This window comes from Streptomyces sp. NBC_00876 (genome assembly GCF_045207435.1).
Classification (GTDB): domain Bacteria; phylum Actinomycetota; class Actinomycetes; order Streptomycetales; family Streptomycetaceae; genus Streptomyces.
Genome location: NZ_CP108800.1, coordinates 7,518,341 through 7,544,884, shown reverse-complemented (window position 1 = coordinate 7,544,884; position 26,544 = coordinate 7,518,341). Strand labels below are relative to the sequence as shown.

At 71.6% G+C, this 26,544-nt stretch carries 24 protein-coding genes; 9 read left to right on the top strand and 15 right to left on the bottom strand.

The features are described from left to right. Nucleotides 1-5: 5 nt before the first annotated feature. Genes OG782_RS33020 through OG782_RS33005 form a run of 4 tightly spaced genes read right to left on the bottom strand, consistent with a single transcriptional unit; the run spans nucleotide 6 to nucleotide 4,330 of the window. Nucleotides 6-785: a CDP-alcohol phosphatidyltransferase family protein gene (locus OG782_RS33020; protein WP_406457337.1), complete on the bottom strand. Its 780-nt coding sequence runs from the start codon at nucleotides 783-785 to the stop codon at nucleotides 6-8. Next, nucleotides 763-1,824 carry an iron-containing alcohol dehydrogenase family protein gene (locus tag OG782_RS33015; protein ID WP_406457335.1) on the bottom strand — a complete coding sequence of 354 codons (1,062 nt, stop codon included), beginning with the start codon at nucleotides 1,822-1,824 and terminating at the stop codon, nucleotides 763-765. Before OG782_RS33015 ends, OG782_RS33020 begins: the two co-directional genes overlap by 23 nt. After that, nucleotides 1,812-2,549, bottom strand: coding sequence for a sugar phosphate nucleotidyltransferase (locus OG782_RS33010; protein WP_406457333.1), 738 nt, complete (start codon nucleotides 2,547-2,549; stop codon nucleotides 1,812-1,814). Before OG782_RS33010 ends, OG782_RS33015 begins: the two co-directional genes overlap by 13 nt. Then, complete coding sequence (locus OG782_RS33005) at nucleotides 2,546-4,330, bottom strand: DUF5941 domain-containing protein (RefSeq protein WP_406457331.1); 1,785 nt, start codon at nucleotides 4,328-4,330, stop codon at nucleotides 2,546-2,548. Before OG782_RS33005 ends, OG782_RS33010 begins: the two co-directional genes overlap by 4 nt. A 515-nt stretch (nucleotides 4,331-4,845) precedes the next feature. Here OG782_RS33005 and OG782_RS33000 point away from each other — a divergent pair. The 3 genes from OG782_RS33000 (at nucleotide 4,846) to idi (ending at nucleotide 7,344) form a co-directional block, all read left to right on the top strand. Next, nucleotides 4,846-5,787, top strand: a complete 942-nt coding sequence (locus OG782_RS33000; RefSeq protein ID WP_406457329.1) for a cation diffusion facilitator family transporter — start codon at nucleotides 4,846-4,848, stop codon at nucleotides 5,785-5,787. 226 nt (nucleotides 5,788-6,013) lie between these two features. Then, nucleotides 6,014-6,604, top strand: a complete 591-nt coding sequence (locus tag OG782_RS32995) for a GNAT family N-acetyltransferase (RefSeq protein WP_406457327.1) — start codon at nucleotides 6,014-6,016, stop codon at nucleotides 6,602-6,604. Nucleotides 6,605-6,750: 146 nt separating this feature from the next. Beyond that, nucleotides 6,751-7,344, top strand: coding sequence for an isopentenyl-diphosphate Delta-isomerase (gene idi / locus OG782_RS32990; RefSeq protein ID WP_406457325.1), 594 nt, complete (start codon nucleotides 6,751-6,753; stop codon nucleotides 7,342-7,344). 24 nt (nucleotides 7,345-7,368) lie between these two features. Here idi and OG782_RS32985 read toward each other — a convergent pair whose 3' ends face one another. Both OG782_RS32985 and OG782_RS32980 read right to left on the bottom strand, forming a co-directional pair. Continuing rightward, entirely contained in the window at nucleotides 7,369-7,824 is a 456-nt protein-coding gene (locus OG782_RS32985) for an ATP-binding protein (protein WP_406457323.1), read from the bottom strand. 133 nt (nucleotides 7,825-7,957) lie between these two features. After that, complete coding sequence (locus tag OG782_RS32980; RefSeq protein ID WP_406457321.1) at nucleotides 7,958-8,581, bottom strand: HdeD family acid-resistance protein; 624 nt, start codon at nucleotides 8,579-8,581, stop codon at nucleotides 7,958-7,960. Between the two features lie 80 nt (nucleotides 8,582-8,661). Between OG782_RS32980 and OG782_RS32975 the strand changes: the two genes are divergently transcribed. Further along, nucleotides 8,662-9,420, top strand: a complete 759-nt coding sequence (locus OG782_RS32975) for an enoyl-CoA hydratase/isomerase family protein (protein WP_406457319.1) — start codon at nucleotides 8,662-8,664, stop codon at nucleotides 9,418-9,420. 13 nt (nucleotides 9,421-9,433) lie between these two features. Here OG782_RS32975 and OG782_RS32970 read toward each other — a convergent pair whose 3' ends face one another. Beyond that, nucleotides 9,434-10,069 (bottom strand): DJ-1/PfpI family protein, encoded by a 636-nt coding sequence (locus OG782_RS32970; RefSeq protein ID WP_406457317.1) that lies wholly within the window; start codon nucleotides 10,067-10,069, stop codon nucleotides 9,434-9,436. A 21-nt stretch (nucleotides 10,070-10,090) separates the two neighbouring features. Next, a complete protein-coding gene (locus tag OG782_RS32965) occupies nucleotides 10,091-11,092 on the bottom strand; it encodes a GlxA family transcriptional regulator (RefSeq protein WP_406457315.1) in 1,002 nt (333 codons plus the stop codon). Between the two features lie 134 nt (nucleotides 11,093-11,226). Between OG782_RS32965 and OG782_RS32960 the strand changes: the two genes are divergently transcribed. Both OG782_RS32960 and OG782_RS32955 read left to right on the top strand, forming a co-directional pair. Continuing rightward, nucleotides 11,227-12,084: an SCO6745 family protein gene (locus OG782_RS32960; RefSeq protein ID WP_406457313.1), complete on the top strand. Its 858-nt coding sequence runs from the start codon at nucleotides 11,227-11,229 to the stop codon at nucleotides 12,082-12,084. Nucleotides 12,085-12,239: 155 nt separating this feature from the next. Continuing rightward, complete coding sequence (locus OG782_RS32955) at nucleotides 12,240-14,681, top strand: Tex family protein (RefSeq protein ID WP_406457311.1); 2,442 nt, start codon at nucleotides 12,240-12,242, stop codon at nucleotides 14,679-14,681. Between the two features lie 138 nt (nucleotides 14,682-14,819). Here the strand turns inward: OG782_RS32955 and OG782_RS32950 are convergent, their stop codons facing one another. Both OG782_RS32950 and OG782_RS32945 read right to left on the bottom strand, forming a co-directional pair. Continuing rightward, nucleotides 14,820-16,028 (bottom strand): amidohydrolase family protein, encoded by a 1,209-nt coding sequence (locus OG782_RS32950; protein WP_406457309.1) that lies wholly within the window; start codon nucleotides 16,026-16,028, stop codon nucleotides 14,820-14,822. Between the two features lie 106 nt (nucleotides 16,029-16,134). After that, a complete protein-coding gene (locus tag OG782_RS32945; protein ID WP_406457307.1) occupies nucleotides 16,135-17,772 on the bottom strand; it encodes an ABC-F family ATP-binding cassette domain-containing protein in 1,638 nt (545 codons plus the stop codon). 71 nt (nucleotides 17,773-17,843) lie between these two features. On the opposite strand from OG782_RS32945, the gene OG782_RS32940 reads away from it, so the two are divergent. Then, a complete protein-coding gene (locus tag OG782_RS32940) occupies nucleotides 17,844-18,803 on the top strand; it encodes an FAD-dependent oxidoreductase (RefSeq protein ID WP_406457305.1) in 960 nt (319 codons plus the stop codon). Nucleotides 18,804-18,850: 47 nt separating this feature from the next. Here OG782_RS32940 and OG782_RS32935 read toward each other — a convergent pair whose 3' ends face one another. The 3 genes from OG782_RS32935 to OG782_RS32925 form a co-directional block, all read right to left on the bottom strand. Next, the gene (locus tag OG782_RS32935) at nucleotides 18,851-20,596 is read right to left on the bottom strand and encodes a BCCT family transporter (protein WP_406457303.1); all 1,746 of its coding nucleotides are present in this window, start codon (nucleotides 20,594-20,596) and stop codon (nucleotides 18,851-18,853) included. Nucleotides 20,597-20,670: 74 nt separating this feature from the next. Continuing rightward, nucleotides 20,671-21,975 carry a M14 family metallocarboxypeptidase gene (locus OG782_RS32930; protein WP_406457301.1) on the bottom strand — a complete coding sequence of 435 codons (1,305 nt, stop codon included), beginning with the start codon at nucleotides 21,973-21,975 and terminating at the stop codon, nucleotides 20,671-20,673. Nucleotides 21,976-22,063: 88 nt separating this feature from the next. Continuing rightward, nucleotides 22,064-22,963 carry an oxygenase MpaB family protein gene (locus OG782_RS32925; protein WP_406457299.1) on the bottom strand — a complete coding sequence of 300 codons (900 nt, stop codon included), beginning with the start codon at nucleotides 22,961-22,963 and terminating at the stop codon, nucleotides 22,064-22,066. A 294-nt stretch (nucleotides 22,964-23,257) separates the two neighbouring features. On the opposite strand from OG782_RS32925, the gene OG782_RS32920 reads away from it, so the two are divergent. Continuing rightward, a complete protein-coding gene (locus OG782_RS32920; protein WP_406457297.1) occupies nucleotides 23,258-24,256 on the top strand; it encodes an oxygenase MpaB family protein in 999 nt (332 codons plus the stop codon). Here OG782_RS32920 and OG782_RS32915 read toward each other — a convergent pair. Both OG782_RS32915 and OG782_RS32910 read right to left on the bottom strand, forming a co-directional pair. Next, nucleotides 24,174-24,806 carry a TetR/AcrR family transcriptional regulator gene (locus OG782_RS32915; RefSeq protein WP_406457295.1) on the bottom strand — a complete coding sequence of 211 codons (633 nt, stop codon included), beginning with the start codon at nucleotides 24,804-24,806 and terminating at the stop codon, nucleotides 24,174-24,176. The two genes, OG782_RS32920 and OG782_RS32915, sit on opposite strands and share 83 nt — an antisense overlap. Before the next feature lie 373 nt (nucleotides 24,807-25,179). Further along, the gene (locus tag OG782_RS32910; RefSeq protein ID WP_406457293.1) at nucleotides 25,180-25,659 is read right to left on the bottom strand and encodes a macro domain-containing protein; all 480 of its coding nucleotides are present in this window, start codon (nucleotides 25,657-25,659) and stop codon (nucleotides 25,180-25,182) included. A 133-nt stretch (nucleotides 25,660-25,792) separates the two neighbouring features. Here OG782_RS32910 and OG782_RS32905 point away from each other — a divergent pair, with 133 nt between their 5' ends. Further along, the gene (locus OG782_RS32905) at nucleotides 25,793-26,524 is read left to right on the top strand and encodes a MerR family transcriptional regulator (protein WP_406457291.1); all 732 of its coding nucleotides are present in this window, start codon (nucleotides 25,793-25,795) and stop codon (nucleotides 26,522-26,524) included. Nucleotides 26,525-26,544: the final 20 nt, after the last annotated feature.

The following is a 26,544-nucleotide window of genomic DNA, read 5'->3' as shown; positions in this document are numbered from 1 at the left end:
GGTGCTCACTTCAGCCTGCTCGATGCCAGGACCGACACGAGGTGCAGGAGCGTCTGCAGCAGGGCGATGCCGGCCAGGACCGCGACCGCGAGGCGGCTGAAGAAGAAGTCGTCCCGGACCGAGTCCAGAACGGCCGCGACCAGGATCACCAGCGACGCCTCGACGCACAGGATCAGCCGGTGGAACTTGAACGCACCCGCGGCGCGACGCGCGAACGCCATGCCGGACGAGCGCGGCTCGGACGCGGCTTCCTTGACCGGCGGCAGCCCGCCCTGATGGCGTGCGACCCCGACCAGGTCGGTCTCGGCCTTGATCAGGATGGCGCCCAGGGCGGCGAGCGTGCCCAGGAAGGCCCACAGCCAGTCGATCCGTCCGCTGCCCCACAGGTCGGCGGCGCGCAGGCCGAAGCCGACCAGCACGGCGGCGTCGCAGAGATAGGCGCCGACCCGGTCCAGGTAGACCCCGCTCAGCGAGAACTGCTTCTTCCAGCGGGCCAGCTCGCCGTCGACACAGTCGAGCAGCAGGTAGAGCTGCACCATGAGCACGCCGAGCAGCGCGCCGGGGATGCCGGGCACGAGCAGGGCCGGAGCGGCGAGCACACCGGCGACGGTCATCAGGTAGGTCAGCTGGTTGGGCGTGACCTTGGTGTTCACCAGGTACCGGTCCACGCGCAGCGAGACCTCGCGCATGTAGATCCGGCCCGCCCAGTGTTCGCCGCTGCGCCGGTCCTTGACGCCCGGGGGGTGAACGACCGGGCGGAGTTCAGCTACAGATGGTCTTGGCATAGTCGGCGTACGCGTCCCTGATCTGGTCGGTGGACAGGTTGAGGTGCTCCAGGACCGTGAAGCGTCCCGGACGGGTCTGCGGGGCGTACTCGACGGCCTGGACGAATTCGTCGGCGGTGAAGCCGATCTCCTCGGGCAGGACCGGCAGCCCGTGCCGGCGCAGCACGTCGGCGAAGAGGCCGGACTCCTCGCGGGCTCCGCGCAGGTGCATGGCGAAGGCGGCGCCGAGGCCGACCTGCTCGCCGTGGCTGGCGGCGCGCTTGGGGAAGAGCAGGTCGAAGGCGTGGCTGATCTCGTGGCAGGCACCGGACGAGGGCCGGGTGTCCCCGCTGATCGAGATGGCGATGCCGGAGAGCACCAGCGACTCGGCGAGGACGGTGAGGAACTCGTCGTCGGCGACGGTGCCGGGGTGGCGCAGTACGGCTTCGCCCGCGGTACGGGCCATGGCCGCGGCCAGTCCGTCGATCTGCTCGTTGTTGACCTGGTGCGAGAGTTCCCAGTCGGCGATCGCGGAGATGTTGGAGATCGCGTCGCCGATGCCGGAGCGCACGAAGCGGTCCGGGGCCTCGCGGATCACCGAGAGGTCGATGACCATGGCGATCGGCATCGGGACTCCGTAGGAGCCGCGCCCGTTGTCGTTGTCCAGGGTCGCGACGGGTGAGCAGAGGCCGTCGTGCGCGAGGTTCGTGGCGACCGAGACCAGCGGCAGGCCGACCCGGGCCGCGGCGTACTTCGCCACGTCGATGATCTTGCCCCCGCCGAGGCCGACCACGGCGTCGTACCGCTTGCCCTTGATGTCGTCGGCGAGCTTCACGGCGGCGTCGATGTGGCCGCCGGCGACGCCGTACCAGTCGGCGCCCGGCAGGGCCGGGGCGAGCTTCTCGCGCAGGGCCTGCCCGGAGCCGCCGCTGATCGCGATCGCGAGCTTGCCGGATGCGGAGATCCGCTGGTCGGCGAGGAGACCGGCCAGGTCGTCCATGGCGCCCCGGCTGATGTCGACGAAGACCGGGGAGGGGATGAGCCGGGTCAGTACTGGCACGCGATCTCCCTGCCCTTCGCGAGGTCGTCGTGGTTGTCGATCTCGACCCAGGTCACCTCGCCGATGGGGGCCACGTCGACGGTGAAGCCGCGGTTGACGAGCTCCTGGTAGCCGTCCTCGTAGTAGAGGTCCGGGTCACGCTCGAACGTCGCCTTCAGGGCGTCGGCCAGCTCCTCGGCGGCCTCGGCCTCGATGAGGGTGACGCCGATGTACTCGCCGGTGGCGGTGGCGGGGTCCATCAGCTTCGTGATGCGCCGCACGCCCTTGTCGCCGTCGGTGATGACCTTCATCTCCTCGTCGGCGAGGTTCTTCACCGTGTCGAGGGCGAGGATGATCTTCTGGCCCTTGCCGCGCGCGTCCAGCAGGGTCCGCTCGACGGACACCGGGTGGACGGTGTCGCCGTTGGCGAGGATCACGCCGCGCTTGAGGACCTCACGGGCGCACCACAGGGAGTAGGCGTTGTTCCACTCCTCGGCCTTGTCGTTGTCGACGAGGGTGAGCTTCAGGCCGTACTTCGCCTCCAGCTCCTCCTTGCGGTCGTAGACGGCTTCCTTGCGGTAGCCGACGACGATCGCGACTTCGGTGAGCCCGATCTCGGCGAAGTTGGCCAGCGTGAGGTCGAGGACGGTCCTGTCCCCGTCCACCGGCACGAGCGCCTTGGGGAGCGTGTCGGTGTAGGGGCGCAGGCGCCGTCCTGCGCCGGCTGCCAGTACGAGGCCGATCATGCGGGTTCTCCTTCGTCGTGAACGGCGGGCGCCCCGGAGGACACCCAGAAGCGGATGGACTCCACCAGCACGACCAGTGCCACGGCCACTGCGAGAGCGGTGAGTGCCACGGTGAAGCCCGAGGCTCCGGTGAGTACGGCGGCGAGTACGGCCACCACCAGGGTCCGGCCCTCGTGCCCGCCGATCGTGCGCACCAGCCACTGGGGCGGCGCGCCGGTGCCGCCTCGAATGCGGTACACCGTGTCGTAGTGATGGTAGGCGACGGCCGAAACGAGCCCGAAGGCCGCGGGGAGCGCCCCGTCGATGTCGCTCCGGGCGGCCAGGGCGAGGATCGTGCAGTACTCGGCGGCCCGGAAGACCGGGGGGACGAGCCAGTCGAGTGCGCCCTTGAGGGGGCGGGCCACGGCCAGACCGGAGCAGATCGCGTAGAAGAGGGCGGCGACGATCATCTGGCGGCTGCCGAACGGCTGCTGAAGCGCCGCCGCGATCAGCGCGCCCGCGCCGACGACGGCCAGGACCGGAGCGGTCCACGCGCCGGGTATCCGGGGGCCGCGGGCCGCCACGAGCTGGGCGAGCGGGCCGGAGTCGGCGAGGTCCGCCAGCGCCTGCGCGGCGCGGTCGGTGCGGCGGGCCTTGCGGGTCAGGGAGCGCAGCAGCCGGCCGGCGGTGGTGTAGCAGGCCGCGAACGAACAGCCGATGAGCAGGGCGTAGAAGACGATCCGGGGGGTGGTCACCGCGGTCAGCACGGCGATCATCGCCCAGCGCTCGCCGATGGGGAGCACGATCATCCGGCGCAGCCAGACCGTCCAGCCGACGCTGTCGAGCTTGTCGGAGAGGGCGGCCGTGGGGCTCGAGTTCGCCACCGCGTCGTGGTTCGCCTCGTTGAACGAGAAGTCGATGACGTGCCGGCAGGACTGGAGCACCATCGCGCCGAGCGCCAGGGCCCAGACGTCGTCACCGCCGCGTGCGGCGCCGAGTGCGAGCCCCGCGTAGTAGGCGTACTCCTTGGCGCGGTCGAAGGTGGCGTCCAGCCAGGCGCCCATCGTGGAGTACTGCAGCGAGTAGCGGGCGAGCTGCCCGTCGGTGCAGTCCAGGACGAAGGAGAAGAGCAGCAGCAGTCCCGCGGCGACGTATCCGCCACGGGTACCGGTGGCCGCGCAGCCCGCCGCGATCAGTGCGGTCAGCAGGGACGCGGTGGTGACCTGGTTCGGGGTGAAGCCGCGGCGCGCGCACCAGCGGGCGATGTAGCGCGAGTACGGGCTGATGCAGTACGTGGTGAAGAAGCCGTCGCGTGCCTTCACGGCGCTGCGCAGCCGGACCGCCTCGTCGTCGACGGCGGCGACACCGGAGCGTGCGGTGGCACGGGCGGCCTCGTCCGTCGGTACGGCGGCGACGAGCGAGCCGAGTTCCGGGCGCTGCACATCGGTGCCCTCGGCGTCCATGGTGGCGGCGAGCCGCCCCGGCACCGTGCGGTCGGTCACCGCGACGGCGCCTGCGGCCGGACCGGTGGGGACGCCCGCGCCGACTGCCTCGGTGGTGGTCCGCAGGGCGCGGACCAGCGCGGGGCGCGCTTCGGGCTGCGCGGTGAGGGCGCCGGGCACGGCGGCGGCGGGGTAGCGGGGGTCGGTCAGCCCGAGCCGCAGGGCATGGACATGGCCGACGAACCGGGGGTCGACGAGCGCGACCCGGCTCTGCGCCGGGACGGCGGACAGCAGCCGCGCCGCCTCGGTGACGTCGGCGGCTTCCTGTACGTCAAAGCCCAGCGACCTCAGATCGTCCACGAGCGATGATCCGGGCACCGGGGCACCTGTGAGAATGGCGGTCGACAGACGAACTCACTCCTTGGGTGCTGACACGGATCGGCACGCGACAGTGCGGCCCGATGCGGCCGGCGGCATGTCGGCAGAGGCTATCGGATGAACGGAAGCGGGAATTCACTGCCCGTTCGTGCTCCGTTCCGGGCGGACCGGCATCATGCGCCCCGTCCGCGATCATCATCGTCGATGGCCGCCTCACCTGACAAAACGCGGTGGGATGGACCTGGCGCGACCGGCACGACACGGCAGATCACCGACGGAGCCGGATATACCGGGGCACACCCTCATCGGGTCACCACCGGTGCCGGGACGGGCACCGAGACCGGCCGCACCCCCTGCTACCTGCACCCATTTCCGCAGGTCAGGGCAGTTGACAACGGTGTTCAGTGCCGTGTTGCCCCATACCCCCCACCCGTAGTTCACTGGCAGTGCCCGGGCCGATCGCGCCCGGGTCCGCGAGACGACCGGGAGGCGTCCCCATGGGGGCAGGGCACGATCACGGACATACGCACGGCGGGCCCGCGCCCACCGGTACCGCGGCCGCCGCGTACAAGGGACGGCTGCGGATCGCGCTGGGCATCACGCTCGCCGTGACGGTCATGGAGATCGTCGGAGGGCTGCTGTCCGGCTCCCTCGCGCTGATCGCCGACGCGGCCCATATGGCGACCGACGCCCTGGGGCTGGGCATGGCGCTGCTGGCGATCCACTTCGCCAACAAACCGGCCGGCCCGAACCGCACCTTCGGCTACGCCCGCGCCGAGATCCTCGCCGCCCTGGCCAACTGTGTACTGCTGCTCGGGGTGGGCGGCTATCTGCTCTTCGAGGCGGTGGAGCGCTTCATCAGCCCGGCCGAGACCCGGGGCGGGCTCACGGTCGCCTTCGCCCTGGTCGGTCTGGTCGCGAACATGATCTCGCTGTCCCTGCTGGTGCGCGGGCAGAAGGACAGCCTCAATGTGCGCGGCGCCTATCTGGAGGTGCTCGCGGACACACTCGGCTCGGTCACCGTGCTGATCTCGGCGGGCATCATCATGGCGACCGGCTGGCAGGCCGCGGACCCGATCGCCTCGCTGGTCATCGGCCTCATGATCGTCCCGCGGACGGTGAAGCTGCTCCGGGAGACACTGAACGTACTGCTGGAGTCGGCCCCGCAGGGTGTCGACATGGACGAGGTGCGCGACCACATCACCGCGCTTCCCGGGGTGCTGGACGTCCATGACCTCCACGCCTGGACGATCACCTCGGGCATGCCGGTGCTCTCGGCCCATGTGGTCGTGCGCCAGGAACTGCTCGACTCGATGGGGCACGAGAAGCTGCTCCACGAACTGCAGGGCTGCCTCGGTGACCACTTCGACCTGGAGCACTGCACCTTCCAGCTGGAGCCGAGCGGGCACGCCGAGCACGAGGTGAGGCTCTGCCACTGACCCGGGAGCGACCGCAGCCGAGGTGTAGTGTTTTCGCAGAGGTGTACGAACCTCCACCCGTGTGAGATCCATGTACGAGAAGAGGAGCTGGGACTGATGACGGTCGCGAAGGCGCCCGCCCGGCGCACCAACCGGTCCCACTTCCACTCCAGGGTTCTCGGCTAGCACTGCGGCTCGCACCGAGTCCGCACGTCGGCCGGAGCCCGCTCACCCAAGGGTTTCCACGTTGACCGACAAACACCACCACCTCGACGACACGAACGGCATGACAGCTTCCTCCGCGCGCGGGCCGGAGCAGCCGCCGGCCGCCGCTCACTGGACCACCCGTCCCGAGACGGCCGACGACACCACAGCCGTGCACGCGGTCAACGCCGCCACGTTCCCGACGGAGGCCGAGGCCGTCCTGGTCGACACCCTGCGTGCCGACCCGACGGCCTGGCTGCCGGGCCTCTCGTACGTCGCCGAGACCGCCGACGGCTCCGTCGCCGCCTACGCCCTGCTGACCCGCTGTCTGGTCGAGGGCGTTCCCGCACTGGCCCTCGCCCCGGTGGCCACGGCGCCGGAGCATCAGCGCCGCGGCGCGGGACAGGCCGTCGTACGGGCCGCGCTCGACGCGGCCCGGCTCCACGGGGAGTCCCTGGTCCTGGTGCTCGGCCATCCCGAGTACTACCCGAGGTTCGGCTTCGTCCCCGCGTCGCGCTACGGAATCCTGGCGCCCTTCGAGGTGCCGGACGAGGCGATGATGGCGCTGGTCCTCGATGATTCCGCGCCTGTTCCACGGGGCACGATCGAGTATCCGGAGGCATTCGGGATCTGACGTGCCGTCCGCCCCGCCGCACCCCTGCGGTGCGGCGGGGCGGACATGCCAGGACCCGAAGTGCGGACAAGCCGCTTTTGTACGGCAGACTTGACCGGACTCGACGGGACCGGCGCACGGGGCCGGGACCACAGCGAAGGATGGGTATGCCGACCACACCAGCCACCGCGGCGAACAGCTCGTCGAACGGCACCGCAGAAGCGATCATGCTCGAACTGGTCGACGAGGACGGCAACACCATCGGCACGGCGGAGAAGCTCGCCGCCCACCAGGCACCGGGCCAACTGCACCGGGCGTTCTCCGTGTTCCTCTTCGATGAGCAGGGCCGATTGCTGCTCCAGCGCCGCGCCCTGGGCAAGTACCACTCCCCCGGCGTCTGGTCCAACACCTGCTGCGGCCACCCCTACCCGGGCGAGGCACCCTTCGCCGCCGCCGCCCGGCGTACGTACGAGGAGCTGGGCATCTCGCCCTCGTTGCTGGCCGAGGCGGGCACCGTCCGCTACAACCACCCGGACCCCGCATCGGGCCTGGTGGAGCAGGAGTTCAACCACCTCTTCGTGGGCATGGTGCAAAAACAGCTGCGGCCGGATCCGGAGGAAGTGGGCGAGACGGCTTTCGTCACGGCCGACGAGCTGGCCGAACAGCATGCGCGGGCACCGTTCTCCGCCTGGTTCCTGACGGTGCTGGACGCCGCCCGGCCCGCTGTCCGCGAGCTGACGGGCCCGGCCGCCGGCTGGTAACGCCGGCTGCCGGCGGCGGAAGGGTCACAGGCCGGCGCGGAGCGGCAGCGCCGCCCAGATGACCTTTCCGCCGCCCGCGGTGTGCTCCACGTCGCAGGTCCCGCCCGCTTCGCGGGTGATCTCGCGGACGAGCAGGAGCCCCCGCCCGCCGGTCTGCGCATAGTCGGTCTCCAGCGCCGTCGGCCGGTACGGGTGATTGTCCTCGACGGACACCCTGACCCACTCGGCGCCCACGGCCACCTCCACGGCGAGCTCCGGGGAGAGCAGCGCGGCGTGCTTCACGGCGTTGGTGACCAGTTCGGAGACGATGAGCAGCAGCCCCTGGGCGATGTCGTCGTCCAGCGGCACCCCCTGGCGGACCAGCAGGTCGCGTACGGCGTGCCGGGCCTGGGGGACGGAGACATCCGTGGCCGGGGCGGTGAACCGCCAGACCCCTTCGTACGGCACGGGCCGGGCAGGGACACTCCCGCGGCTCTCCATAGACCGGTACCCGCTCTCGACTCGATGTGACTGCACGTCGAATACAGAGTGCGGTGCGTAGTTGGTCCGGCCCGTACTACTGAACAGAAGTCGACTTCTATCGACAGAATTTGACTGAATAGCTGCGGATGTATCAGCTATCGGACTGCTTTTGCTCGTCTTCTGCGGACGGGTCGGGTCCTTCCGCAGGCACCATCTGGTCCGAGACCATCGAGACGATACTGCGGCCCCCGACACCCACCGCGATGAGCCCGAGCCCGTCGAAGAGCAGGGCCAGCGAGAAGAAGCAGCCGAGCACATAGAGGCTGCTGTGCGGCCAGTCGAAGAGGACGAGCAGGCCCAGCAGCAGGCCGAAGGCCCCCTGCAGCAGCGTCCAGCCGAACTGCGGGCCGCGTACCACGACGCTGCCGACGAGGCGGAAGACCCCTCCCGTCAAGAAGAGCAGCGCGGCGAACATCGTCAGGGCCTCGGCCGTACCGTGCGGGTGGCGGATGACGACGACTCCGGCGGCGATGTTCAGGGCTGCCACCACGACGCCCAGCCAGAAGTAACTGGTGCCGCGCGACTGGATCGCGTGCAGCAGCCCGACCACGCCACCGATCAGCAGCAGCCAGCCGAAGAGGATCATCGAGGTCAGCGTCGCGACGCCGGTGTAGACAAGGCCGACCAGGCCGGCGACGACGAGCAGGATGCCGAGCAGTGCCAGACCGCCGAAACTGCGGCTGAGCTTCCTGCCCTCTTCTACGGGATCGGCCACCACAGGCTCCTCAGGGTGCGTCCTTGCTTCGCGACCCCTTCTTGATCATAGGTTCGAACAGCATGGATAGCATCCGGCGTATGGACCGTACGGAACCCCGGCTGGAGCACACCGTCGTGGACGGCGTCGCCACCGTAGTCATCAGCAACCCCGCCAAGCGCAACGCGATGACGGCCGCCATGTGGCAGGCCCTGCCCGTGCTGCTCCACGCGCTGACCGCCGACCCGTCGGTGCGCGCGCTGGTGCTGACCGGCGCCGGGGACACCTTCTGCGCCGGTGCGGACATCGGCTCGCTCCGTGACCCCTCGGGCGCGCCGCAGGGGCTCGCCGTGGCGGCCGAGGAGGCGCTGGCCGCCTTTCCCCGGCCGACGCTCGCCGCGGTGCGCGGCTACTGCGTGGGCGGGGGCAGCCAGTTGGCGGCCGCCTGCGATCTCCGGTTCGCGGAGGAGGGCGCGTCCTTCGGGGTCACCCCGGCCAAGCTCGGGATCGTCTACGCGGCGTCGTCGACCCGGCGGCTGGTCGCGCTGACGGGCCCGGCGACGGCGAAGCACCTGCTCTTCTCCGGCGAGCTGATCGGGACGGACCGGGCGCTGCGGACCGGCCTCGTGGACGAGGTGCTGCCGGCCGGCGAGCTGGACAAGCGGGTCGACGCCTACGTACGGACCCTGGTGTCGCGTTCGCAGCTGACTCAGGCGGCGGCCAAGGAGTTCGCCACGGGCCGCGAGGACAGGGACACCCACTGGGCGGAACAGGCACGCCGCAGCGGCGACACCGCGGAGGGTGTCGCCGCGTTCCTGGAGCGCCGCACCCCGCGCTTCACCTGGCCGTCCGGCGCGTGAGCGCTCCCCGCTGCTACTGAAGGAGGAAGCGGCTCCTGGCGCGCCACTCCTCGACGATCACGGCCGGGGCCTTCGCGGGGGACCCCGCGTCGTAGGGCGGCTGCGGGTCGTACTCCGTCAGCAGCTGTACGGACTGGGCGTGGCGGTCACCGGCGATCCGGCCGAGCAGGGTGAGACCCATGTCGATGCCCGACGAGACACCGGCGGCCGTGACGTACTTGCCGTCGGTGACCACGCGTTCGCCGGTCGGCTCGGCGCCGTACTCCTTCAGTGTGTCCAGGGCGAGCCAGTGCGAGGTGGCGCGCCGCCCCGTCAGGAGTCCGGCCGCCGCGAGCAGCAGCGAACCCGTACAGACCGACGTCGTCCAGGTGGTGTGGGCATCGGCCCGGCGCAGCCAGTCGAGCAACGCGTCGTTGTCCATCTGGGCGCTCTGCCCGGGGCCGCCGGGGACGATCACCAGATCGGGCGCGGGGACGTCGTCGAGCGTCCGGTCGGCGACCAGCGCGAGGCTTCCGCTCTCGTTGCGCACCTCGCCGGCGGACTCGGCGACGAAGACGGTCTCGGCGCCGGGCGTGCGGGACAGGATCTCGTAGGGGCCCACGGCGTCCAGAGCGGTGAAGCGGTCGAACAGGAGGATGGCGATCCGCATGGGTGACTGCCTGCCTTTCGGTCAGTGACTGAGGTACTCGGTGGTGCCGGAGCGGTCGAGGGGCCCGGCCGCCGGGTGAGAACTGAAGCGCCGCCGGTATTCGGCGGGCGCCGTGTCCAGTGCCTTGACGAACGCCCGGCGCATGGCCTCCGGGGTCCCGTAGCCGCAGGCCCTCGAGATCCCGGCGACGCCGTCGGTGGTGTCCTCCAGGAGCCGGCGGGCCTGTTCGAGGCGGACGCGGTCGACATACCGGCCGGGCGTCACGCCGGTCTCCGCCTGGAACGCGCGCGCGAAATGGCGCGGCGAGAGCCGGGCGCGGGCGGCGAGAGCGTCGACGGAGAGGTCCTCGCCGGGGTGTTCGGTGATCCAGTGCTGGACCTCGCGCAGCGGTTCGCGGCGGGCGGTCTGGGCGGTGAGCTGGACGCTGAACTGCGCCTGGTTCCCGGGCCTGCGCAGAAAGACCACCAGGTGGCGGGCGACCGTGAGCGCCACGTCCCGGCCGTGGTCCTCCTCGACGAGTGCCAGCGCGAGGTCGATGCCGGCGGTGACTCCGGCGGAGGTGGCGAGCCTGCCGTCGCGTACGAAGACCGGCTCGGGGTCGACCTCGACGGCCGGGTAGCTGCGGGCCAGGTGCTCGCAGAGGTTCCAGTGGGTGGTCGCCCGGTGCCCGTCGAGCTGCCCGGCCGCCGCGAGCAGCAGCGCGCCGCTGCAGACGGAGACGAGCCGTTCGGGCCGCGGGCCGTGCGCGCGGAGCCACTCGACGAGCGCGGGGTCGGGATCACGGGTGCCCACGCCGCCGGGGACCAGCAGGGTGTGGGGCGGTGCGGCGTCGGCGAGGGCGCCGTCGGGAACCAGGGTGAGGCCGCAGGACGAGCGGACCGGGGCGCCGTCCAGCGAGGCGGTGCGCAGCTCGTACGAGGCGCCGGGGAAGCGTGAGGCGCCGGCGAAGACCTCCAGGGGCCCCGTCACATCGAGGCTCTGGATGCCGTCGAAGAGGACGACGAGTACGGATTGCTGCTTCATGTCTGCCATCGTGGGCGGCCCCGGGGACGGCCGCAATGACGAGATGCCCACCTTTCCTGCCATGTCCGGCCGCGGCGCATCTCACCCGGGCACCGGGGTTCCGGCACGTACCGACCAGTCGGTAACGTGCGGGTATGAGTACTCTTCCGCCCCGTGCCGGACGCCGCTGCCACAACGCCCTCAACCCGATCCACTCCACGCTCTACTTCTCCCCCGACCTCGGCAAGGAGCTCGGCGGGATCGGGATCGACGATCCCTCCGCCGCGTACTTCGCCACGCGCGCGGCCGCCCTGGGCGCGGTCGGCCCCGGTACGGTCACCGCGACCTTCTACAACTTCAACCACGAGCTCGTGGCCAGGCACGTGCCCGCCGTCTGGGACATCGCCTCCCCCGAGACGGTCCTGGCGGCGCGGCTGCGCGCCGCCGACGCGACGCTGCGCCGGCTGCTCGGCGAGGAGATCATCGCCTCCGGGGAGATGGCCGAGGCGGCCCGGCTGGCCCTGCGCGCCACCGAGGCCTGTGCGCGACACGCCCGGCCGCTGTACGCGGCGCACGCCGATCTCGCGGTACCGGAGCAGCCGCACCTGGCGTACTGGCACGCGGCCACGCTGCTGCGTGAACACCGCGGTGACGCCCACCTCGCCGTCCTTCTCGAGGCGGGTCTCGACCCGGTCGAGGCCCTGGTCAGCCACACCGCAACCGGCAAGGGCATGGCTCCGCGCTGGATCCTGGCCACCCGCGGCTGGCGGCGCACCGACTGGGACGACGCCTCCGCGCGGCTGCGCGAGCGTGGACTGCTCACCGCCGAGGGCGGGTTGACAGAAGCCGGCATCGCGCTGCGGGCCGGCATCGAGGAGAGCACGGACCGGATGGACCTGGCCCCGTACGAGCACCTGGGCGGTGCCGGCGTGGCCCGCCTGACCGAACTGGGGCGCGGATTCCTCGGCACGGCGCTGGCCGCCGGCGCGTTTCCGACGGATGCGACCAGCTGACCGGCCGGGGAACCGACGGCCGGTATGTGGGGTGGTCGGGCGACACGGCGCCCGGCCACCCGGCACAATGCAGGCGAGTGGCCCCGGGCCGGTCCGAACCGCCGGCCCCGGGCCTGACCAGCACAGCCAGTACGAGAAGGCGAGTCGGTAGAACCGTGACGACGTCCATCGAAGGCAGGATCGCCGAGGAGCTCGGCGTACGCGAGCGACAGGTGAAGGCGGCCGTCGAGCTGCTCGACGGCGGATCGACCGTGCCGTTCATCGCGCGCTACCGCAAGGAAGCGACCGAGATGCTCGACGATGCGCAGCTGCGCACGCTCGAGGAGCGGTTGCGGTATCTGCGGGAGCTGGAGGAGCGCCGTGCGGCGATCCTCCAGTCCGTACAGGAGCAGGGCAAGCTCGACGAGGCGCTGGAGGCGCAGATCCGGGCCGCCGACACGAAGGCGCGCCTCGAGGACATCTATCTGCCGTTCAAGCCCAAGCGGCGGACGAAGGCGCAGATCGCCCGGGAGGCCGGGCTGGAACCGCTCGCCTCCGGGCTGCTCGACGACCCGTCGAGGGACCCGCTCGCGGCGGCCTCGGCCTTCGTCGACGCGGACAAGGGAGTCGCGGACCCGGCGGCGGCCCTGGAGGGGGCCCGCGCCATCCTCACCGAGCGGTTCTCCGAGGACGCGGACCTGACCGGCGAACTCCGCGAGCGCATGTGGTCGCGCGGGCGGCTCGTGGCCAGGGTGCGGGACGGCAAGGAGGAGGCGGGCGCCAAGTTCGCGGACTACTTCGACTTCACCGAGCCGTTCACCGCGCTGCCCTCGCACCGGGTGCTCGCGATGCTCCGGGGCGAGAAGGAGGACGTCCTCGATCTGGTCCTGGAGCCGGAGGAACCGTCCGAGGCGCCCGGCCCGTCGTCGTACGAGAACATGGTGGCCCGCCGCTTCGGGGTGAACGACCGCGGGCGTCCCGGCGACAAGTGGCTCGGCGACACGGTGCGCTGGGCCTGGCGGACCCGGATCCTGGTGCACCTCGGCATCGACCTGCGGCTGCGGCTGCGCACGGCGGCGGAGGACGAGGCGGTGCGCGTCTTCGCGTCGAACCTGCGCGATCTGCTGCTCGCCGCACCGGCCGGCACACGGGCCACGCTGGGGCTCGACCCCGGGTTCCGTACCGGGGTGAAGGTCGCCGTGGTCGACGCGACGGGCAAGGTCGTCGCGACCGATGTGATCTACCCGCACGTGCCGGCCAACAAGTGGGACCAGTCGCTGGCGAAGCTGGAGCAGCTGGCGAAGGCCCACGATGTCGACCTGATCGCGATCGGCAACGGCACGGCGTCCCGCGAGACGGACAAGCTCGCCGGTGAACTGTGCGACAAGCACCCGGAGCTGAAGCTCACCAAGGTGATGGTGTCGGAGGCCGGCGCGTCCGTGTACTCGGCGTCCGCCTTCGCCTCGCAGGAACTCCCGGACATGGACGTGTCGTTGCGCGGAGCCGTGTCGATCGCGCGCCGTCTCCAGGACCCGCTCGCGGAGCTGGTGAAGATCGACCCGAAGTCGATCGGGGTCGGCCAGTACCAGCACGACCTGTCCGAGGTGAAGCTGTCGCGGTCGCTGGACACGGTCGTCGAGGACTGTGTGAACGGGGTCGGGGTCGACGTCAACACCGCGTCGGCGCCCCTTCTCTCGCGTGTCTCCGGCATCGGTTCCGGGCTCGCGGAGAACATCGTCGCGCACCGTGACGCCAACGGGCCGTTCCGCTCCCGCAAGGGGCTGAAGGACGTGGCCCGGCTGGGCCCGAAGGCGTACGAGCAGTGCGCGGGCTTCCTGCGGATCCGGGGCGAGGACCCGCTGGACGCGTCGAGTGTGCACCCGGAGGCGTACCCGGTGGTCCGGGCGATGGTGAAGCGGACGGGCGGCGACGTGGCCTCGCTGATCGGCAACACAGGGGTGCTGCGGTCGCTGCGGGCCGACGACTTCGTGGACGAGAAGTTCGGTCTGCCGACCGTCACCGACATCATCAAGGAGCTGGAGAAGCCGGGCCGCGACCCGCGTCCGGCCTTCAAGACGGCCACCTTCAAGGAGGGCGTCGAGAAGATCGGCGACCTGGTGTCCGGGATGGTGCTGGAAGGCGTCGTCACGAACGTCGCGGCGTTCGGCGCGTTCGTGGACGTCGGTGTGCACCAGGACGGACTGGTGCATGTGTCGGCGATGTCCAGGACCTTCGTGAAGGATCCCCGCGATGTCGTGAAGCCGGGTGACGTCGTCAGGGTCAAGGTGATGGAGGTCGACATTCCGCGGAAGCGGATCTCGTTGACGCTGCGGCTGGACGACGAGGCCTCGGCGGGCTCCGGTGACGCCGGTGCCCCGGCAGGCGAGCGCGGCGGGCGTCCGCCCCGGCAGCGGCAGGGCCAGGGCGGCGCGGGGGCGCGGGGCGGGCAGGGCGGTGGCCAGGGCGGTCAGGGCCAGGGGCGTGACCGGCGCGGTGGTGGCGGTGGCGCGGGCGGCGGGGCTCGTCCGGCTCCGGCCGCTCCGGCGAGCGGGGCGATGGCCGACGCATTGCGGCGGGCCGGGCTGCTGGATCCGAAGCAGGGCGGCAGGAAGCGGTAGCCGGAGGGGGCGGGGCGGGCGCGGAGTGGGGTGGTTCGCCTGCGACGGGCCTTCTCCCCGCCCCGCCCCCTCCCGTATCCGGGGCTCCGCCCCGGACCCAGCTCCTCAAACGCCGGAGGGGCTGAGAGCGGCGGCTGTTCAGTCGACGAGGTTCAGGCCGTCGGCTACGACTCGGCCCCTGTGCAGGACCGTACGGTCCGCGCTGCGGTCCATCACGGCGGACGCCACCGTCTCGCCCTCGACCAGCAGCAGGTCGGCGCTGTCGCCCGCGGCGAGGCCGGGCCGGTCGGCGACGGAGTTCAGGCGGGGCGGGCCGTCCTGGAGGATCGACGCGCCGCCACGGCTCGCGACGGCCACGCAGTGCTCGATCAGTTCGTCAGCGCGGTAGCCGTTGGTGAAGGCGAGCTGCCAGGTGCGGTCCAGCATGTCCGCGTTGCCGTACGGCGACCAGAAGTCGCGCTGGCCGTCCTCACCGAGACCGACCCGCACACCGGCGGCGGTCAGCGCGGCCAGGGGCAGACCGCGCTGCTGGGCGGGTGCGACGGTGGCCATCGCGATGTCCAGCTCGGCGAACTCCTCGATGAGCCGGCGCGTGGTCGCCTCGGAGACGGAGCCGAGGTCGTAGGCGTGCGAGAGCGTCACCCGGCCGGCCATGTCCAGGGCGCGCACCCGTTCCAGGATGAGGTCGACGCTGAACACACCGAGTGCGCCGGGCTCGTGGAGGTGGATGTCGACCGGTGCCTGGTGACGCTCGGCGAGGTCGAAGACGATGTCGAGGTGGCGTACGGGGTCGCGGTCCAGGGTGCACGGGTCGATACCGCCGACCACGGCGGCGCCCGAGGACAGCGCCCGGTCCATCAGCGCGGGCACGCCCTTCTCCCGGAGCAGACCGGCCTGCGGGAAGGCCATGATCTCGACCTCGCACCGGCCGGCGTGGGCCTCCTTGGCGGCGAGGACGCCCTCGAAGCGCTCCAGACCGCAGTCCGCGTCGATCTGCGCGTAGCTGCGCACCCGCGTCGTACCGCGCTCGATCATGCGGCCCAGGGTGTACGTGGCCCGCTGGGCGACGCTCCACTCGTCCTCGCGCCAGTGATCGCGGTCGTTCATCATCATGCCCCAGACACCGGGGGCACCCGTGTGGGGGCGGAAGGGCAGCCCCATGCGGGTGGAGTCCAGATGGCAGTGGACGTCCGCGAGGGAGGGCAGCGCGAGCCGTCCCCGTCCGGCCACGGTGTCGCCCGTGGCCGCTCGGGCGGGGTCGTGCGGCATGACCCCGACCGTCACGCCGTCCTTGATCTCGATGTCACAGGGCTCGCCGCCCCAGGGACGGACGTTTGTGATCAGCATGTGGTGCTACTCCTCGGATGGTTGCCATCGGTGGACGGAACCGGCCGGGGCAGGGCACCGGGCCGCTGCCGCCTCGGCCGGGACCGCCGGGGAAGGGCCTGCGGTCTCAGATCTCCGTCAGCTTCCCCGCCGCCACCTCGACGCGGCGCGTCGTACGCACCGCCTCCAGCATCCGGCGGTCGTGCGTGACCAGCAGCAGCGTCCCGGTGTACGAGTCGAGCGCCGACTCGAGCTGCTCGATCGCCGGCAGGTCGAGGTGGTTCGTGGGCTCGTCAAGAACCAGGAGGTTGACGCCACGCCCCTGGAGCAGTGCGAGCGCCGCCCGGGTGCGCTCTCCCGGGGAGAGGGTGGTCGCGGGGCGCATCACATGGTCGGCGCGCAGACCGAACTTGGCGAGCAGGGTGCGGACGTCGGCCGGTTCCGTGTCGGGCACCGCCGCGCAGAACGCCTCCAGGATGGACTCCGTACCGTGGAACAGCTGCCGCGCCTGGTCCACCTCGCCGACGACCACGCCCGAACCCAGGCTCGCATGCCCCGAGTCCAGCGGGAGACGGCCCAGGAGCGCGGCGAGCAGGGTCGACTTGCCGGCACCGTTGGCGCCGGTGATGGCGATCCGGTCCGCCCAGTCGATCTGGAGCGAGGCCGGGCCGAACGCGAAGTCGCCGAGGACGACCTGTGCCTCGCGCAGGGTCGCCACGACCGATCCGGAGCGGGGCGCGGAGGCGATCTCCATCCGCAGCTCCCACTCCTTGCGCGGCTCCTCCACGACATCGAGGCGTTCGATCATGCGCTGGGTCTGCCGGGCCTTCGCGGCCTGCTTCTCGCTCGACTCGCTGCGGAACTTGCGGGCCATCTTGTCGGAGTCGGAGGCCTTGCGGCGGGCGTTCCTGACGCCCTTGTCCATCCAGGAACGCTGCATCAGGGCGCGGCCCTCGAGCGCCGAGCGCTTGTCGGAGTACTCCTCGAACTCCTCACGGGCGTGCCTGCGAGCGCGCTCGCGCTCCTCCAGGTACGCCGCGTAGCCACCGCCGTACAGGTTGATCTGCTGCTGGGCCAGGTCGAGCTCGAGCACCTTGGTGACCGTGCGCATCAGGAATTCGCGGTCGTGGCTGATGACGACCGTGCCGGCGCGCAGTGCGGAGACGTACCGCTCCAGCCGCTCCAGGCCGTCCAGGTCGAGGTCGTTGGTGGGCTCGTCGAGCAGGAAGATGTCGTACCGCGACAGCAGGAGCGAGGCGAGCCCGGCGCGGGCCGCCTGGCCGCCGGAGAGTGCGGTCATCGGCAGGTCGAGTCCGACCGTCAGGCCGAGCTCGGCCGCGACCTCCTCGGCCCGCTCGTCCAGGTCGGCGCCGCCGAGGGCGAGCCAGCGCTCCAGGGACTCGGAGTACGCGTCGTCGGAGCCGGGGGCGCCGTCGACGAGGGCCTGTGTGGCGGTGTCCATCGTGCTCTGGGCGTCGGCGACGCCCGTACGGCGGGCGAGGAACTCCCGCACCGTCTCGCCGGGACGCCGCTCCGGTTCCTGCGGCAGGTGTCCGACGGTGGCGGTGGGCGGGGAGAGCCGCAGCTCGCCCTCCTCCGGCTGGTCGAGCCCGGCGAGCAGCCGGAGCAGCGACGATTTTCCGGCCCCGTTGACTCCGACGAGACCGATCACATCGCCGGGGGCGACCACGAGGTCGAGTTCGGCGAAGAGAGTGCGGTCGCCGTGTCCGGCGGCGAGGTCCTTGGCGACGAGGGTGGCAGTCATCAGGGTGTCGATCCTAATCGTCGCCCTGAGCTCCCTGCTCCTGCCCTGTTGCTACGGCTTAGAGTCCCGCCATGAACGGAATCCGGGCGGGGAAGAGCGGCGGGGCGGCGGCGGACGTGATCGTGCTGGGGGGCGGGGTCATCGGTCTCACCACGGCACTGGTCCTGGCCGGGCGGGGACACCGGGTGCGGGTCTGGTCCGGGAAACCGGCCGCGGCCACGACCTCGGCGGTCGCGGGCGCCCTGTGGTGGCCCTACCGGATCGAACCGCGGGACCGGGTCGGGGACTGGTCGCTGAAGTCGCTGCGGTGGTACGAGGAGCTGGCCGGCCGCCCGCGGGAGACCGGCGTCCGGCTGGTCGACGGGGTGCACCGGGGGGAGCGTCTGGCCGCTCTGGGGGCGTGGGCCGGGCAGCTGAAGGGCGTCGTGGAGGCGGGCGAGGGACTGCGGTGCCGGCTGCCGCTGATCGATATGCCGGTCCATCTGGACTGGCTGGAGGGGCAGGTCAGGTCGGCCGGGGGTGCGGTCGAGCGGCGCACGGTCGCCTCGTTCGACGAGGCGGCGGCGGAGGCCTCGGCGGTGGTCAACTGCACGGGGCTCGGTGCCCGGAACCTGGTCCCGGACCCGGGGATGCGGCCGGTGCGCGGCCAGTTGGTCCTGGTGGAGAACCCGGGGATCCAGGAGTGGTTCACCGAGGCGGACCCGGCGTCGAGCGAGACCACGTACTTCTTCCCGCAGCCGGGCCGTCTGGTGCTCGGCGGCACGGCCCTGGCCGACGACTGGAGCACGGTGCCCGATCCCCGTACGGCCGGGGAGATCGTGGCCCGGTGCGCGCGGGTCCGGCCGGAGATCGCCGCGGCGCGGGTCATCGGGCACCGGGTGGGGCTGCGGCCCGCCCGGGACGCCGGGGTGCGGATCGAGGCCGAGGCGCTGCCGGGCGGCGGGCGTCTGGTGCACAACTACGGGCACGGGGGCGCGGGCGTGACCGTGGCCCTGGGCTGCGCCGAGGCGGCGGCCCGGCTGGTGGGCTGAGCCGCCGTGCGCGAGAGCCCGCGGCCGTGTGTCGCCGCCCCGGGGTCTCAGTCGCCCGCGGGGCTCGAACCGCCGCCCCTGGGCCCGCGTTCGGTGGTGATCTGGCTGCCGCCGGGGCCGATCCGGATCTCGAAGTCGCCGTCGTACTTGGCGTGGCCCTCGATGACCGCGGACTCGACGGCCTCCACGCCGAACTCGCGGCGCACGATCAGCGGGTCCTCGCGCAGGTCCCGCATCAGGGCGACGCACATGCCGATCATCACGAGGGTGAACGGCGCCGCGACCAGGATGGTCAGGTTCTGAAGTCCTGCCAGCGCGTCGCCCTTTCCGTTGCCGATGAGCAGCATGATGGCCGCCACGGCGCCGGTGACGACGCCCCAGAAGATGACGACCCACTTGGCCGGTTCGAGGATGCCCTTCTGGGAGAGGGTGCCCATCACGATGGAGGCGGCGTCCGCGCCGGAGACGAAGAAGATGCCGACCAGGATCATCACCAGCAGGCTCATCACGGTGGGGATCGGGAACTCCTGCAGCACGCCGAAGAGCTGGGCCTCCGGGGTGTCCGCGCCGCTCAGCCGGCCGGCTTCCTGGAGCTTGATCGCGGTGCCGCCGAAGATCGCGAACCAGACGAGGCTGACGGTGCTGGGCACCAGGATGACTCCGCCGATGAACTGACGGATCGTCCGGCCGCGGCTGATCCTTGCGATGAACATGCCGACGAAGGGCGTCCAGGAGATCCACCAGGCCCAGTAGAAGACGGTCCAGCTGCCGAGCCAGGTGGCCACCTCGCCCTCGCCGGTCGCCTCGGTGCGGCCGGCGAGCTGCGGAAGGTCACCGAGGTAGGAGGCGATCGAGGTGGGGAGCAGGTCGAGCACGATGATGGTGGGGCCCGCGATGAACACGAAGACGGCGAGGATCAGGGCCAGCACCATGTTGATGTTGGACAGCCACTGGATGCCCTTCTCCACACCGGAGATCGCCGAGGCGACGAAGGCCACGGTCAGGACGGCGATGATCAGGACGAGCAGTCCGGTGCCGGTCTTCTCCTTCCAGTTCAGTTCATGGAATCCGCTGCCGATCTGGAGGGCGCCCAGGCCCAGCGAGGCGGCCGAGCCGAAGAGGGTGGCGAAGATGGCGAGGATGTCGATCAGCCGGCCGACGCCGCCGTGGGCGTGGCGGGCGCCGATGAGCGGCTCGAAGACGGCGCTGATCGTCTGCCGCCTGCGGCGCCGGAAGGTGCTGTACGCGATGGCCAGCCCGACCACGGCGTAGATCGCCCAGGGGTGGAGCGTCCAGTGGAAGAGGGTGGTGGCCATCGCCGTCTGCATCGCCTCGGCGGCGTCGGCGGGGTGGGTGCCGGGCGGCGGGTGGATGAAGTGCGCCAGGGGCTCGCTGACCCCGTAGAACATCAGGCCGATGCCCATGCCGGCGCTGAACATCATCGCGACCCAGGAGACCGTCCTGAACTCCGGCTCCTCGCCCTCCTGGCCGAGGGAGATCTTTCCGTACCGGCTGATCGCGAGCCAGAGGGCGAAGACCACGAACCCGGAGGCGGCCAGCATGAAGCCCCAACCACCGTTGTGGATGAGGCCGTTGAGCATCTTGCTGGAGATGTCCTCCAGCGAGTCGGTGGCGGTGGCCCCCCAGACGACGAAGGCGAGGGTGAGGACGGCGGTGACACCGAACACCACCCGGTCGGTCGTGGGGCGCCGGCTCTGGGTCGGGTCATCGGGCAGATCCGCCGTCACCGACAGATCCCCCCTGCCGCCCGCTCTCTGATCGTCCTGCGACACGAATGGCACCTTTCACGGAAGCTGAGAATTCACTCTCCGTAGGCAGTACCACACGTAACGTGCATCTCCCGGGATCAACAAGCGGTATCGGGTTGACCGTTTACGAGGTGAAATGTCGCCCGCTCGTCCAGGAGGAGCGGGATCAGCTTCCGCGCGGACTGCCGCATGGACACATACACACCGTCACCGTCGGGCCGGGAAACGACGCCGTGGAGGGCGAGTTCGTCCCCCACGGCAGCGAAGCCGTCCGCCGTGAGCCGGTATCCGCAGGGCGGGTCGGCGAGGATCCGGTCCGGCGCCGCCGGCTCGTTGTCCGCTCCCCCGAGATACACGGGCCCCCGGCCGGTGAACCCTGCGGCCCGGGAGCCGGCGGTGGCGGCCCGGATGCGGTCGCGCCTCTCGTCCGCGTACCGGAACAGCCCTTCGAGTGCGGCGAGTTGGGTGCTCACCCGGCGGCGGCGGCCGAGTGCGGGGTCGGCCCGTTCGGCGTCGGAGAGCGGGTCCGTACGGGATTCGGCCAGCAGCGCGACCGCGTGCTTGATGCCCGCGGTGTTGCGCAGGATGCGCTCCTGGCCGTCTCCCGCCTCCTGACTGACCGGTTCGCCGGTGACCGGATCGGTCCAGATGCCGTAGTGGCCACTGCTGAATCCGGCGTCCCGCTCGGCGGGCCGTACCCACTGTTCGGACAGGAGACGGGACTCCTCGTGCAGCCGGCCGTCGGTGTTGGGATTGCGCGGCCACAGGACGTAGAGGTCCTTCTCGTAGTACGGCGGGGTCGCCGCGTACTCGTGCAAGTCCACGATCACATCGGGTTCGTGGTCCCGGACGACTGCCGCGAGGGCGCGGGCCTCGGCGGTCCGCAGGGCGATGTGGTCACGGTTGATGTCCATGCCGTCAGAGTTGCCCCGGGTTCCAGCGGCCAGCCCGTCGGGGTTGGCGGTGGGAAGGACGAGGATCTCGGTCCGGGAGAGGAAGGCGCGCGTCCTGGGGCCGGTGGAGTGGCCGAGGTCGCGGATCGTCGTCAGGCAGGCCTCGCGGCCGCCGGGTTCGTCGCCGTGCTGGCCGCAGACCAGCAGCACGGTGAGGGTGGCGGGAGCACGGCCGCCGATCCGCACGAGGCGCAGGGGGCGCCCCTGCTTCGTCGTACCGATCCGCTCCACGGACACCCGGTCGCTGTGACGGTCGACCGCCGCCAGCAGGGAGCGTTCCTCCGCCGCACCGGTCCAGTGCGCCCCCGCGGCGGACTCGAAGCCGGTACGCGGCGGGGCGTGCACCGCTTCGGAGGGCGCGGTGGCAACCGGGACGGCCAGTACGGCGGCCACGGCCGCCAGTGCGAGCGGCCGGTATGTCGGGCGGGCCCCCCGCGCAGGCGTCGGCATGGGCGGAAGGTACCCCCGCGCGCAGCCCGCGCAACAGACTCGTGCGCACAACGGTTCCGGGCCGTGCGGCAGCCGGGCACGGTGCCGGTCAGGCCTGCGGGGTACGGGCCGTCGCGGTCCGCCGTCCCGCTGCGCGGTGCGCCGCCCGGGCCCGGCGCGCCCGTGGCAGATAGCGGACCCGCTCCGGCAGCACCGGGACCACCACCCGCAGCACGGCGCAGAACCGCCGCAGTCTGCGCTCCTGCGCCTGCGTCCACTCCAGACCGATCGCCTCACGTGCATCCGGCGGCATCAGCCCCACGGTCAGGAAGCCGCGGAACCGGGCGAGCGGCGGCAGCAGCACCGGCCACAGGACGCCGAGCAGGAGCCGCAGCGGCAGCGGGCCCCGGTCGGGCGGCGGCACGGGGCTGCCGGCGGCGACGAGCTCGTCCACGACGACGGTCCGTTCGACCTCGGTGGCGAGCATCTTGCGGTAGTACGGCCAGAACTCCTCGACCGTCTGCGGCATGTCCCGGTCGTGGATGCCCAGCACGCGGCCCACCTGGAGCCACTCCCGGTACAGCGCGCGTTCCTGCGCCGGGGTGAGCGGCCGGATCAGATAGCGCGCGCCATGCCGGAAGACGGGGAAGCCGGTGGCGTGCACCCAGGAGTAGTTCGCCGGTGACAGTGCGTGGTAGGGGCGGCCCCGGGTGTCGGTCCCCCGGATGGTGCGGTGCAGCCGGCGGAGCCTGCGCCCCTCCTCGGCGGCCTCCTCACCTCCGTACACCCAGAGCTGGAGCGAGCTCAGCGAGCGCTCGCCGCGCCCCCACGGGTCGGTGCGGAAGACGGAGTGCTCGTCGACGCCCGCACCGACGGCAGGGTGCGCGACCTGGAGGGTGAGAGCGGCGGGCAGCATCAGCAGGGCCCGGATGTCGCCCGACATGCTCCACAGCACACCACCGGGCGGGGGCGGTACGGGATCGGCCTCTCTGGCTGCGGCGCTGCTCATCAGGTGCTCCCTGCGGTCGGCGGCCGCACGGCTCACGCGCCCGGCCCCTGCGTGATCCAGTATGCGAGCCCTCCGGGAGGGATGCGCACCGGCCCCCGGCCGCCTTGCCGGGCACCCCTTCGCCGATGGTGTTGACGGGACCCATGAAACAAGTCAATAGTATTTGTAACTTTGACTCCTCGACCAGACGGCCCATCACATCCCTTGCGGATCAAGGGAGTTGGTCCGACACAGCACGACAACGCACAGGAGCGGTCCCGTCGGGAGTCGGCATACGGACAGGGAGTGCGCACCATGGGCCGATACAGCCGCCTGCGCGAGATCCGCCGGATGGATCCGGCGCGCGACTACGCCGAGATCCTCCGGCTGATCTCGCAGTACGAGTTCCCCTGGGACTACCGGCAGGGGGTGAGTGTCGCCTTCCTCCGGGATTACGGGGTCCCCCGGATATCCGTGCTCCTGGACCGGACCCAGGAGTTCGAACGGGCCGGGCAGAAGCGTTACGACGACACGGTGCTGATCGGGTACGAGATGGCCGCCGACGGCTTCGACTCGGAGCGGGCCCGGGCCGCGGCGCGTCATCTCAACCGGATCCACGGCAAGTACCGCATCCCGAACGACGACTTCCGCTATGTCCTGGCGACCACGGTCGTGGGGCCGAAGCGCTGGATCGACCGGTTCGGCTGGCGCCCCCTGTGCGAGCAGGAGATCCAGGCACTGGTGGAAGCCGGCCGGAAGACGGCCGCGATGATGGGCATCGAAGGCGCACCCGAGACCTACGAGGGGTTCGAGCGGCTGCTCGACTCCTACGAGGAGCGGATGTTCGCCTACGACCCGGCGAACCGGCGGGTCGCGAACGCCACCTTCCGGGTCATGGCGAGCTGGTACCCGCGTCCGCTGCGCCCTCTCGTGGCGAGGTTCTCGCTCGCGCTGCTGGACGAGCCGCTGCTGACGGCGCTGGGTTTCCGGCCGCAGCCGCGGTGGGCACAGGCCTCGGCATCGGCGGCGCTGCGGCTGCGTGCGCGCTGTGTACGCCGGCTGCCGGCCCGGCCGCGCCGGTTCCCCTCGCGCCCGCAGCCCCGTTCGTACCCCTTCGGCTGGCGGCTGGACGACCTCGGGCCGCACTGGGCGCGCAGCCGCCCCCTGGAGCCGCTGCCCGGCGAGGCGGAGCCGTCCGCCGGCCCACGGCGAGCAGAGCCGGAGGTCTCCCCTATCCCGCCGCGAGCAGCGGAACCAGACAGCGGCGGGCGAACTCCCGCACCTGGGTGTCGTCGTCCAGCTCGAAACAGCTGACGGGATTGAGGAGGAAGGAGACGGTGATCCGCACCATCAGTTCGGCCACGGGGGTCGGATCGCTCACCGGCCGGCCCTCCGCACGCCGCGCCTCGCTCAGGCGGCCGGCCAGGTACTCACGGATGGCGAGGAAGGCCGGTCCGCTCTCCACGGTCAGGAACGGCAGCATGGTCTCGGGCTCCAGCCGCAGCAGACCGCCGATGAGCGGATGCTCGCGGATGTGCCGGAGCACGGCGGTGAAGCCCTCGACGAGCCGGTCCTCCGTCGTGGGCAGCGCGGCCACCGCGTCGTCCACCTCGACGACGAACCGGCGGTACTCACGCAGCAGGCAGGCGGAGACGAGGCTGTCCTTGTTGCCGATCCGCCGGTACACGGTCACCCGCGAGACCCCGGCGCGCTTGGCGACGTCATCGACGGTGGAGCGGCGCAGCCCGAAGGTCATGAACTGCTCGCGTGCGGCGTCCAGGATCTGCTCGCTCAGCGCGTCGGAGGGCGGGCTGCCGCGGAGCACCAGGGCCAGCAGTGACTCGTCGGCGCTCCGTGCCGTCATGGGCCCTCCCCGTTGTGTCGGCTCCACCCCACCATAGAAGGCGGGTGCGCTACAGAGTGACCCGTTCCGTCATCCTGTAACAGCGGGGCGGGGGTCCTCCGGAGCCCGGCGGGGCGGAGGAACCTGCTGACCGGAGGGCGCCCCTGCGGCGGCCGTTCAGGCGGCGACCGGCTTCCGGTAGCGCACGAACTCGTTCGGGCGCCGGGCCCAGCCGCACAGCGGCCATCGCAGCGTGGTCCTCGTGGCCCCGGCAGGCCCGGAAGGCATAGCCGCGCGGCGGCTGCCCGGCCTTGGGCCCGCTCCCCTCGTTCCCGCCCACAGCAGGGTCCCCTCCCGTTGGACATGTCCGGCTCCGCACGCGGCCCCACGGACCCTACGGGCCGAAGTCGTACACCGTCACCGCGATATCCCGGGCCACCAGCCGCTGCTCGATCAGCGGCTCGATCCGGGACCACTTCCCGCCCGCGAGACCGCAGCCGATCCGCGGCATGTGGACCGAGGCCCCCAGCTCGGCGGCGCGCTCGGCCACGGCTCCCAGCGCCGTGCCGATCGCCTCGTAGCGCACCGGAACCCCGTTGCTGCCCGTACGCATACCGCGTTGTCCCACCGCGTTCGCCACCCATATGTACGGGCTCACCTGGACGAACTGGGCCGCCCCGAGGCCGAAGTCGTTGCCCGCGCGCTCGCGGTGCCACCGGCGGTACGCCGCTTCCGGCTCCGGCCACCGGCGCGAGAGGGCCAGGACGAACCCCTTGCCCCAGCCGCCGAGATCGTTGCAGACGTGGACGATCACCTTGACGCCCTTGCCGTGAGGCGAGGTCGCGTCCCCCTGTACGTATCTGATCCCGGACACGGCAGCAGGCTACGCGCCGCCACCGGCCGGCAGCGAGGCATTTTCACATCACTGGTGAGACAGCAATACTGTTCCACCGGGGTGACGCACCCGCACAGCGTCTCATCCGCAGGGCCGGACACGAGGAGCAGATATGGCGACCGGGGCCGAGGAGCCGACGCTCACCGTCGACGAGCTGGCGGCACGCGCCGGGGTGACCGTGCGCACGGTGCGTTTCTACAGCACCCGGGGGCTGCTGCCGCCCCCGGTCATCGGGCCGCGCCGGGTCGGGCACTACGGGCACGACCACCTCTCCCGGCTGGCGCTCATCGAGGAGCTCCAGCACCAGGGCATGACGCTGGCCGCGATCGAACGCTATCTGGAGCAGCTGCCGCCCGATCTGAGCGCCCACGATCTGGCGATCCACCGTGCGCTGGTGGCCTCCTGGGCGCCCGATTCGGCACAGGAGACGACCCGGACGGAACTGGAGCGACGTGCGGGACGGCAGCTGGCCGAGCAGGACATCGACCGGCTGGCGGCGATGGGCGTGCTGGAGCGCTCCGGTACGGGTGAGGGTGTGTACCGGGTGGATCCGGGGCTGCTGCGGCTCGGGGTGGAGCTGCTCGACGTACCGATCGCGCACGAGACGATCCTCGCCGCCCGTACGGTCCTGCTGGAGCACACCCGCTCGGCCGCGCACGAGCTGACCCGGCTGTTCCGGGACGAGGTGTGGAATCCGTACCGGGAGCGGGAGTCGGATCCCGAGCATCTCAAGACCATGAAGTCGCTGTCCGCGCATATGCAGCCGATCGTGCTTCAGGCCCTGGTGACGGCGTTCCAGCGCTCGCTCAAGGAGGAGCTGCGGGCCGCCTTCGCGGCCGAGTAGCAGCCGGACGGGCCACACCG